This is a genomic window from Arthrobacter gandavensis (assembly GCF_039528575.1).
GTDB lineage: Bacteria > Actinomycetota > Actinomycetes > Actinomycetales > Micrococcaceae > Arthrobacter_B > Arthrobacter_B citreus_B.
In genome coordinates, this window is the sequence record NZ_BAAALV010000002.1 from 276,627 (window position 1) to 286,030 (window position 9,404).

At 64.2% G+C, this 9,404-nt stretch carries 10 protein-coding genes; 8 read left to right on the forward strand and 2 right to left on the reverse strand.

Features of this window, described 5'->3' with window-relative positions; all coding sequences use genetic code 11:
• The first annotated feature begins 101 nt into the window (after window positions 1-101).
• The 6 genes from rpsF to ABFX29_RS04520 all read left to right on the forward strand — a co-directional run bounded on the left by rpsF (window position 102) and on the right by ABFX29_RS04520 (window position 4,455).
• Window positions 102-407, forward strand: a complete 306-nt coding sequence (rpsF, locus tag ABFX29_RS04495; RefSeq protein ID WP_091600910.1) for a 30S ribosomal protein S6 — start codon at window positions 102-104, stop codon at window positions 405-407.
• Between the two features lie 68 nt (window positions 408-475).
• Window positions 476-1,027: a single-stranded DNA-binding protein gene (locus tag ABFX29_RS04500; RefSeq protein WP_055242870.1), complete on the forward strand. Its 552-nt coding sequence runs from the start codon at window positions 476-478 to the stop codon at window positions 1,025-1,027.
• Window positions 1,028-1,130: 103 nt separating this feature from the next.
• Window positions 1,131-1,370 (forward strand): 30S ribosomal protein S18, encoded by a 240-nt coding sequence (gene rpsR / locus ABFX29_RS04505; protein WP_003800144.1) that lies wholly within the window; start codon window positions 1,131-1,133, stop codon window positions 1,368-1,370.
• An 18-nt stretch (window positions 1,371-1,388) separates the two neighbouring features.
• Window positions 1,389-1,838, forward strand: coding sequence for a 50S ribosomal protein L9 (gene rplI, locus ABFX29_RS04510; protein ID WP_055242872.1), 450 nt, complete (start codon window positions 1,389-1,391; stop codon window positions 1,836-1,838).
• Between the two features lie 568 nt (window positions 1,839-2,406).
• The gene (gene dnaB / locus ABFX29_RS04515; RefSeq protein WP_091600911.1) at window positions 2,407-3,786 is read left to right on the forward strand and encodes a replicative DNA helicase; all 1,380 of its coding nucleotides are present in this window, start codon (window positions 2,407-2,409) and stop codon (window positions 3,784-3,786) included.
• A 45-nt stretch (window positions 3,787-3,831) separates the two neighbouring features.
• Window positions 3,832-4,455: a hypothetical protein gene (locus ABFX29_RS04520; protein ID WP_152225229.1), complete on the forward strand. Its 624-nt coding sequence runs from the start codon at window positions 3,832-3,834 to the stop codon at window positions 4,453-4,455.
• Between the two features lie 15 nt (window positions 4,456-4,470).
• Here ABFX29_RS04520 and ABFX29_RS04525 read toward each other — a convergent pair whose 3' ends face one another.
• Window positions 4,471-5,067: a helix-turn-helix domain-containing protein gene (locus tag ABFX29_RS04525; protein ID WP_152225231.1), complete on the reverse strand. Its 597-nt coding sequence runs from the start codon at window positions 5,065-5,067 to the stop codon at window positions 4,471-4,473.
• Window positions 5,068-5,177: 110 nt separating this feature from the next.
• On the opposite strand from ABFX29_RS04525, the gene ABFX29_RS04530 reads away from it, so the two are divergent.
• Window positions 5,178-6,182 carry an NAD(P)/FAD-dependent oxidoreductase gene (locus ABFX29_RS04530; protein WP_152225233.1) on the forward strand — a complete coding sequence of 335 codons (1,005 nt, stop codon included), beginning with the start codon at window positions 5,178-5,180 and terminating at the stop codon, window positions 6,180-6,182.
• A 29-nt stretch (window positions 6,183-6,211) separates the two neighbouring features.
• Here the strand turns inward: ABFX29_RS04530 and ABFX29_RS04535 are convergent, their stop codons facing one another.
• Entirely contained in the window at window positions 6,212-8,248 is a 2,037-nt protein-coding gene (locus tag ABFX29_RS04535) for an APC family permease (protein ID WP_246167196.1), read from the reverse strand.
• A gap of 411 nt (window positions 8,249-8,659) precedes the next feature.
• Here ABFX29_RS04535 and ABFX29_RS04540 point away from each other — a divergent pair, with 411 nt between their 5' ends.
• On the forward strand, window positions 8,660-9,373 hold the full coding sequence (locus tag ABFX29_RS04540) for a transglycosylase family protein (RefSeq protein ID WP_152225235.1): 714 nt from the start codon (window positions 8,660-8,662) through the stop codon (window positions 9,371-9,373).
• The last annotated feature ends 31 nt before the right edge of the window (window positions 9,374-9,404 follow it).

Genomic DNA, 9,404 nt, shown 5'->3' on the forward strand with positions numbered 1-9,404 from the left:
TAACGCGGGTTCACCGCCGGCCCGGACGCAAAGACAACGCTAAAGAACCTCCTGTTACGGAAAGACCGTGACCGTATAGCCCAAAGGAGGTGGGTTCACAAATGCGTGCTTATGAACTGATGGTAATCATCGACCCCGAGGTCGAAGAGCGTACCGTGGAGCCTTCGCTCGACAAGTTCCTCAACGTTGTCCGCAACGAGGGTGGAACCGTCGACAAGGTGGACATCTGGGGTCGACGCCGCCTGGCCTACGACATCAAGAAGAAGTCCGAAGGCATCTACGCGGTGGTTAACTTCACCGCCAGCCCTGCAGCTGCTGCTGAGCTTGACCGCCAGCTTGGCCTCAACGAGACCATCCTGCGTACCAAGATCATCCGCCCCGAAGACCAGAAGGTTGTTGCCGAGTAATTTCGGTCCAACCTTTATTCGTCAACGAAAGGCCCGGGTACTCCGGGCCGAGACACCAGGAGGCATAAATGGCAGGCGAGACAACGATCACCGTGGTCGGCAACCTGACGAACGATCCGGAACTCCGGTTCACCCCGTCCGGTTCAGCAGTGGCGAACTTCACCATTGCCTCGACGCCGCGCACCTTCGACCGGCAGTCCAACGAATGGAAGGACGGCGAAACGCTGTTCCTCCGTGCGTCGGTCTGGCGTGAAGCTGCGGAAAACGTCGCCGAGTCCCTGACCAAGGGAACCCGCGTCGTCTGCCAGGGCCGCCTGAAGTCACGTTCGTACGAGACCAAAGAGGGCGAAAAGCGTACCGTCATGGAACTTGAGGTCGACGAAATCGGCCCCTCGCTTCGTTACGCGTCCGCGAAGGTCACCCGCACCCAGCGCTCCGGCGGTGGCGGCGGTGGCTTCGGCGGTAACGCCGGCGGCGGCTTCGGCGGCAACTCCAACTCCGGTTGGGGCGGCCAGCAGCAGCAGCAGTCCGCACCTGCGGACGATCCCTGGGGTGCCCCTGCAGGCGGCAACTCAGGCGGCTGGGGAGCCGGCCCGGATTCCAACGATCCGCCCTTCTAAGCAATACCTCTGTGCCGCAAGGCACAACCTCTGACGGCAACCGCCGTCGAGCCCATCCCGTGGAATTGATCCACGGGCTCCACCAGACATAAGGAGCTCCACGATGGCTAAGGCTGAACTTCGCAAGCCCAAACCAAAGTCCAATCCCTTGAAGGCCGCTGACATCACTGTCATCGACTACAAGGACGTAGCATTGCTGCGCAAGTTCATTTCCGACCGCGGAAAGATCCGCGCTCGTCGCGTAACTGGCGTAACCGTGCAGGAACAGCGCAAGATCGCACAGGCAATCAAGAATGCCCGTGAAGTTGCACTCCTGCCTTACTCCGGCGCTGGCCGCGGCTAAAGGAAAGGAACCTAACTCATGGCAAAGCTCATTCTGACCCACGAAGTCACCGGTCTCGGTGCTGCAGGCGATGTTGTTGAGGTGAAGGACGGTTACGCACGTAACTACCTGGTGCCCCGCGGCTTCGCTCTCACCTGGACCAAGGGTGGCGAGAAGCAGGTTGAGTCCATCAAGGCTGCCCGCGCTGCGCGCGAGCACGCTTCGCTGGAAGATGCCCAGAAGCAGGCTGCTGCACTCTCCGCCAAGCCGGTCAAGCTGACCGTCAAGGCCGGCGAGTCCGGACGCCTCTTCGGCACGGTCAAGCCTGCTGACGTTGCTGCTGCCGTTGAAGCTGCCGGCCTCGGCAGCATCGACAAGCGCAAGGTTGAACTGCCGACTCACATCAAGTCGGTTGGTTCCTTCCAGGCCAACGTCCGCCTGCACGACGACGTTGCTGCTGTCATCGACCTCGAGGTCGTTGCCAGCTAGCACCGCTTCAACGCACACTGCGTGATGTGCAGCGCCCCCGCCTCCTGTGAGGCGGGGGCGCTGCTGTGTTGTCCGTGCCCCGGCATAGCAAGCAGGCTTAGCGGCACGAGTAATTCCAAGTAGCGCACAGGTATGTGGATATCTGCTGTGGATAACGCCCGCCGTATGCCCCATCCGGGAATCTGTCAACCTGAAGGTTGAGCCTGAATGTTGACCAAAATTGATGGCTTTGCACAGGTGTGGAGAAGTGTTTTGCCTAGTCAGAGCCATATTTGGCCTGAAACTAATTTCTTATCCACAGCCTTATGCCCAACCTGTGCACAAGACACGCCCAGTTATGAACAGGCTATCCACAACTCCTGTGGATAACTCGTTTGTTGAGGGGGCCTTACGGGGCTACGGTTGCGGTGGACTCCCTCATCGGCGCACCCGGAAGTATCGGCGAGGGCACGGCGGGCCGCTCGGCCCAATGTCAGTGCCGTCGGCTAGAAATACAGCCAGCCTTACACATCTTTTGGGTCTGCCTGACGGGACCCTTGGATAGAACATTCTTGGAAAGGGTGGCCTCGTGTCGCTTGCACATGCGGATTCCGCTGAATCAACCCGTACTCCCGATTTCGGCCGGACTCCGCCCCAGGACCTGGTAGCGGAGCAGTCGGTGCTTGGCGGCATGATGCTCTCCAAGGACGCGATCGCCGACTGCGTTGAGGTGCTTCGGGGCGTGGACTTCTACCGCCCCGCGCACGAGGCCATTTACGAGGCCATCATCGACCTGTACGGACGCGGCGAGCCCGCGGATGCCGTCACCGTTTCCGATGAGCTGACCAAGCGGGGGGAAATCACCCGCATTGGCGGACCTGCCTACCTGCACACGCTCATCCAGTCCGTCCCCACCGCGGCCAACGCCGGCTTCTACGCCGAGATTGTCCGTGAGCGCGCGGTCCTGCGCCGTCTGGTGGATGCCGGTACCAAGATTGTCCAGCTGGGCTACTCCAATGACGGGGAAGTCGACGACCTGGTCAATGCTGCGCAGGCCGAGGTCTACGCCGTCGCGGAACGCCGCACCGCGGAAGACTATGTCCCGCTGAAAGACATCATTGAAGGCACGGTGGATGAAATCGAGTCCGCCGGCCACCGCGGCGAGGGAATGACCGGTGTTCCCACCGGTTTCTACGAACTCGACGAACTGACCCAGGGCCTGCACGGCGGCCAGATGATCGTCATTGCCGCCCGTCCCGCCGTCGGCAAGTCAACTTTCGCGCTGGACTTCGCCCGCTCGGCGGCCATCAAGCACAACATGACCACCGTGTTCTTCTCCCTGGAAATGGGCCGGAACGAGATAGCCATGCGCCTGCTCTCTGCCGAGGCCACCATCGGGCTGCAGGACCTGCGCAAGGGCACCATCAAGGACGAGCAGTGGGGCAAGATCGCCACCACCATGGGCAGGATGAATGACGCACCGCTGTTCATCGATGACAGCCCCAACATGTCCCTGATGGAAATCAGGGCCAAGTGCCGCCGCCTGAAGCAGCGGCACGACCTGAAGCTCGTGGTGCTGGACTACCTGCAGCTGATGTCCTCCGGCAAGCGCGTTGAATCCCGCCAGCAGGAAGTTTCGGAGTTCTCCCGTGCGCTGAAACTGCTGGCCAAGGAACTTGAAGTGCCGGTGATCGCCCTCTCGCAGCTGAACCGTGGTTCCGAGCAGCGCACCGACAAGAAGCCGATGGTCTCCGACCTGCGTGAATCCGGCTCGATCGAGCAGGACGCGGACATGGTGATCCTGCTTCACCGCGAGGACATCTATGACAAGGAGTCTCCGCGCGCCGGTGAGGCCGACGTGATTGTGGCCAAGCACCGCAACGGTCCCACAAAAACCATCGTGGTTGGATTCCAGGGCCACTACTCGCGCTTCTCCAACATGGCCGTAGAAGGCGGCTCCGGCTTCTAGCCGCAGCCAACAGCAGTTTCCACCCCCACCCCAAGGAGATCCGCCGTGCCCAAATCCAAGCCACGCAAGAAGGCCGTCCATAAGAAGAAGCAGGCCCGCCGTGCAGAGCACGAAGTCAACGCGATGCTGCGCGGGGAAACTGCCTACTTCAGCGACGACGCCGAGGCGCTGCTGACAGCCCGGGGCTGGATCAGCGAGCGGGACCAGCCGGGCGGCGCCGACCAAGGGGATGCCTGGTACTGGATGCCCTCGCAGCTGCCTGCATACCTGGAGGAGGGTGAACCGGTACCGACCTCGATCTACCCGTCATCGGAGACCACCTTCGTTGCCCAGCTGGCGACGCCGGACGGTTCCGTGCCGTCCGAGGCGCAGACCGAATATGATTCCCTGGCCGGTCTGGAGGCAGACCTGGAGCGCCTGGAGGCCTACCGCGTCCCCGCCGGCCGCTGGACCGTCCTGCCCGGCGTGCAAGAGGAGACTCCGGCGACTCTCATCGACTCGATCTCCGAGGAATGGGAGCTGATCGCCGAACTGATCCACTACCCCTACAGGGACGGCGATGAGTCCCGTTCCTTCGCCGTCGTCGAGCAGGCCGTGCAGGACGGACGGCTCACCGGCTATGCGTACCGGTCAATTCTTGCCGGACGCGGAACAGCCTCCCGGGACTAGGGTTCCAGGGCGGGGTCAGGACCGCTTCCGGGGATCCGCAGGCCTTGCCCGCAGGTGTGCCTTCTCTCCCTGCGGGCCGAAGAGGGCGAGGAACTCCACTGCCTCCCGGTCGGCGTTCCCCATCCAGTGCGGCACCCGGGTTTCGAACTCGGCAGCCTCTCCGGCACCGAGGATGAGTTCGGTACTTCCCAGCAGCAGCCGCAGCCGGCCGCTGAGCACGTACAGCCATTCATAGCCGTCGTGGGTCTTGGGGTCCGGGACGGCCGGCTCCTTCGGTGCCGGAAGAATGTACTTGAAGGCACCGATCCCGCTGGCCTTCTCTGTCAGGGCAATGATGGTTGCCCCCTGGCGCCGGACTGAACGCATGTGTACGCGCGGATCTCCGGTCCTGGGGCTTCCCGCCAGTTCATCCAGGGTTACGGAGTAGGTCCGGGCCAGGGGCAGCAGCATTTCCAGGGTGGGCCGGCGCAGGCCGCTCTCCAGCCGGGACAGGGTGCTGAGGGAGATCCCGGTGGCGCCGGCTACTTCCGTGAGGGTTTTTCCACGGGAAATGCGCAGCGAACGCAGCCGGGACCCGATCCCGGCCACAATGGCTCTGTCCTCTTCGGTCATGATGCCGATCTTGCCATAACAGCAAAAGTTGTTGTGCGTCCGTACGGCGCGGGAAAGACTGGCACGCAGAATGCCGGTACAGATGCCGGACGAACGGCCGAAGGAGTTTCATGACTACGCAGAACTCAGACCAGGAAGCCACAAAAGCCGCGGACTACGACGTCGTCATAGTGGGAGGTGCCGCAGCGGGGCTCAGTGCCGGGCTGGCACTTTCCAGGGCGCGGCGGAAGGTGGCAGTGGTTGATTCGGACGAACCGCGCAACGCTGCCGCCGAACATGTCCACAACTACCTGGGCCGCGAGGGCGCTGCACCCGGCGAGCTCTATGCTACAGGCCGGGAGGAAGTCCGCAGCTACGGCGGAACGATCGTATCTGGGCGGGTGGAGAACGTGGAGCGTGCCGGTGACGGCAGATTTCGGGTCTTCCTGCAGGACGGGAGGGCGCTGGCCTGCCGCAGGGTTCTTGCCGCCAGTGGAGCCCTGGATGAACTCCCGGCGATTCCGGGGCTGTCGGCGTACTGGGGCACGGATGTGCTGCATTGCCCGTACTGCCACGGCTGGGAGGCAGGAGGGAAGGCCCTTGGCGTGCTGGCCTCGGATCTGGACACCGCCGTGCACCAGGCCCTGATGTGGCGGCAGTGGTGTGATGACATCGTGCTTTTCCTGAACGGTACGGGGGAGCCCGGCGAAGAGCAGGGCCGGGACCTGGCTGCCCGCCGAATTCGGGTAGTGCCGGGGCAGGTGTCCGCGGTGGAGGGCGACGACGCCGGCCTGGCCGGGGTACGCCTGGCCTCCGGGGAGTTTGTGCCCCGTCAGGCACTGGTGGTGTTGACGCGGCTGCGTGCCCGGGCCGGCTACCTTGCGGGCGTGGGACTGGCAGCTGAGGAACAGCACTTTGGCGACTTGGCCGTTGGCACTGCCGTGCCCGTGGACTCCAGCGGTGCGACGTCCGTCGCAGGGGTGTTTGCCGCAGGTAACCTGACATCCCCTATGACGCAGGTCATCGGGTCGGCCTCCGCGGGACTCGCAGCGGCGACCGCGATCAACGCCGAACTGATCGCGGAAGACACCGCTGCCGCCGTGGCTGCCGCCCGCGGGGGAGTGCTGCAGGGGTAATGCCTGGCACGGGCGCCGCCCGGTTGCTGCTAGGTTCCCGGGGTGGTGGCGTCCGGGTCCGGCTGCACGTCCGGTGCCGGCTGGGCATCCTGGCCGGCCTGCCGTGACGCTGCGGCAGCTTCACGGCTGGACGCCAGCTGCCACGGAACACTGGCAACCATAATGCCCGGTTCAAAGTGCAGGCGGGCCTTGATCCGCAGTGCCGTCTGGTTGTGCACGAGCTGCTCCCACCAGCGCCCGACGACGTACTCGGGAATGTAGACCACAAACAGTTCCCGCGGCGAGGCGCGGCGGGCCTCGCGCAGGTACGCCAGGACGGGCGAAACGGTTTCCCGGTAGGGGGACGAGAGGACCGTCAGGGGTACCGGGATGCGCAGCCGCTCCCACTCGCGGACGGTCTTCTCCGTCTCATCCGGATCCAGGTCCACAATGATCGCGTTCAGGCTCGACGGACGCGATGCACGGGCGTAGGCCAGGGCCCTCAGGACAGGCTTGTGCACCTTGGATACCAGGATCACTGCGTTGACCCGGCTGGGCAGTGCCAGGACAGAGGGGTCTTCCTCAACCCGCAGTTCCTCGGCGACCGCCGCGTAGTGCCGGCGAATGCTGTCCATCACTGCGTAGAGGAATGCCATGGCTAACAGTGCGATCCAGGCACCGTGCTCAAACTTGGTCACCACTACGATCACCAGCACCAGGGCCGTCATGCCGAAACCACAGGAGTTGATCAGCCTGGAGCGGAGCATCCGACGCCGGTCTTCCGGTTTGCGTTCAGTGCGCAGCTTGGCGCTCCAGTGCCGGATCATGCCCAGCTGGCTCGCCGTGAAGGAGACAAAGACGCCGACGATGTAGAGCTGGATCAGCCGGGTCACATCGGCGTTGAAAATGAGGATCAGGACAAGTGCCGCCAGTCCGAGGACAATGATTCCGTTGCTGAAGGCCAGCCGGTCACCGCGGGTGCGCATTTGCCGGGGAAGGTAGCCGTCCTTCGCCAGCACGGAAGCCAGGATCGGGAAACCGTTGAAGGCGGTGTTCGAAGCGAACACCAGGATCAGTCCGGTGGACGCGACCACGACGTAGAAAAGCAGCGACCCGTCCCCGAACACGGTCTCCGCCAGCTGGCTGATCACCGGATGCTGGATGTAGTCCCGTACCGGCGAGCCGTTTTGCAGCAGCTGCGTGGCAGGATCCTGCACAAAGTGGACTTTGGTGAGGTTCGCCAGGGCGAGGATGCCGGCCAGCATGGCGGCTGCCAGGCCCCCCAGCAGCAGCAGGGTGGTGGCGGCATTGCGGCTCTTGGGCTTGCGGAACGTGGGTACCCCGTTGCTGATGGCTTCCACACCGGTGAGCGCAGCGGCACCGGAGGAGAAAGCACGCAGCAGCAGGAAGGCGCCTGCCAGGCCCGTGAGTCCGGCGTCAAGCCCGGCCTCGGGGAGCAGGTCAAACCCGGCCGACGGCGCCTGTTGCAAGGTGCCTGTGGCCGCCTGGAAAAGTCCAATGGCGCACATGCCGAGCACTGAGGCGAGGAAAAGGTACGTCGGCACCGCGAACACGGAGCCCGCTTCCTTGACTCCGCGGAGGTTGATGAGCATGAGGATCACCACTCCGGCCGCGGCAAGCAGCCCCTGCCGCCCGTGCAGTGCCGGCACGGCCGTGACGAGGTACTGGGCTGCTGAGGACATTGAGACCGCAACAGTGAGGACGTAGTCCACCAGCAGGGCGGATCCGACCGTCAGCCCGGCCCGGCGGCCCAGGTTCTCGCTGGCGATTTCGTAGTCGCCGCCGCCGGAAGGATAAGCGTGGACGTTCTGGCGGTACGAGGCAACCACGGTCAGCAGCACGACTATGACGGCCAGTCCCACCCAGGGGGAGAGGGTCACTGCGGCAACGCCGGCCAGCGCCAGCGTGAGAAGGATTTCATCCGGAGCATACGCCGCTGAGGACAGTGCGTCCGAGGCGTAAACGGGCAGGGCCACGCGCTTGCGCAGCAGTGTGCGGGAGAGCTGCTCGTTGCCGTACGGACGCCCCACCAGAATGCGCTTGAGCGCATTGAAGAATGTGAGCACGAGGACAAACCCTAGACCGGTTGCAGGACCAAGTCCAGACAGTCGGAAACCCGCCTTTTCACACCCTGTGGCCAAGTCCACAAAGCCCCGCCCGATCGGCATGAGCATGCGGATCGGGGCAATGGTTACGGCTCCTGCCGGAAGGTCTCGGTTTGATATCGATTTGAGTCTTCCTTACCTTGGATGAGTGCCCGATACACGGGCGGTAGCCGGGTCCCGAAGAGCTGAACCTGATCCGGCCGGCAGCACCCCATCTGACGGTGCAGCCGAATGCACAGGTGCCCCTCGCCACCCCACGTCGCTGCTGAGGGAGCATCCAGACCAGACCTCTATTTAGTCGGGGCAGGCGACGGCGTTATGAAGCCCGGGGACGGGCGGAGCGTAGGTGGGTCCTAGGAGCAGATACAGCTAATGAAGAACTCGAAGATCACCCGTTACGTCCGTCGTGGACTCGCCGCCGCAGCCATCACCGGCGCCGGCGCAGCCGGCCTTGCCGGCATGGCCGCTCCGGCCAACGCAGCCTCAATGGACTGGGATGCCCTCGCACAGTGCGAAAGCGGCGGTAACTGGGGCATCAACACCGGTAACGGATTCTCCGGAGGCCTGCAGTTCACACCCAGCACCTGGGCTGCCTTCGGCGGCACCGGCGACCCCGCCAACGCCAGCCGTGAGCAGCAGATTGCCGTAGCCGAGCGCGTCCTGGCCGAACAGGGCCCCGGCGCCTGGCCTGCCTGCACTGCCAAGCTGGGCATGACCGGCGCAACCGCCAACCCGCAGGCTGCGGCTCCGGTGCAGCAGGCACCCGTAGCCGAAGCCCCGGTTCAGACCTACTCCGTTCCGGCGGAGGCCCCGGCCGCACCGGTTGAAACCTACGTTGCACCGGCCCAGCCTGAAGCCGTTGCACCCGTAGAGGTCCCGGCCACGTCGCAGGGCCCTGCCGCTGCGGTTCCGGCTCCCGCTGTGAGCGGTGAGACCTACACCGTCCAGGCCGGCGACACCCTGTCCACCATCGCTGAAAAGCTTGGTATCGAAGGCGGCTGGCAGGCTCTGTACGCAGCCAACACCGGCACCGTGATCCACCCTGACCTGATCCTCACCGGACAGGCCCTGCAGCTCCCGGCCTAACCGGTACCTGAAGCGAAAACGGCCGGACACC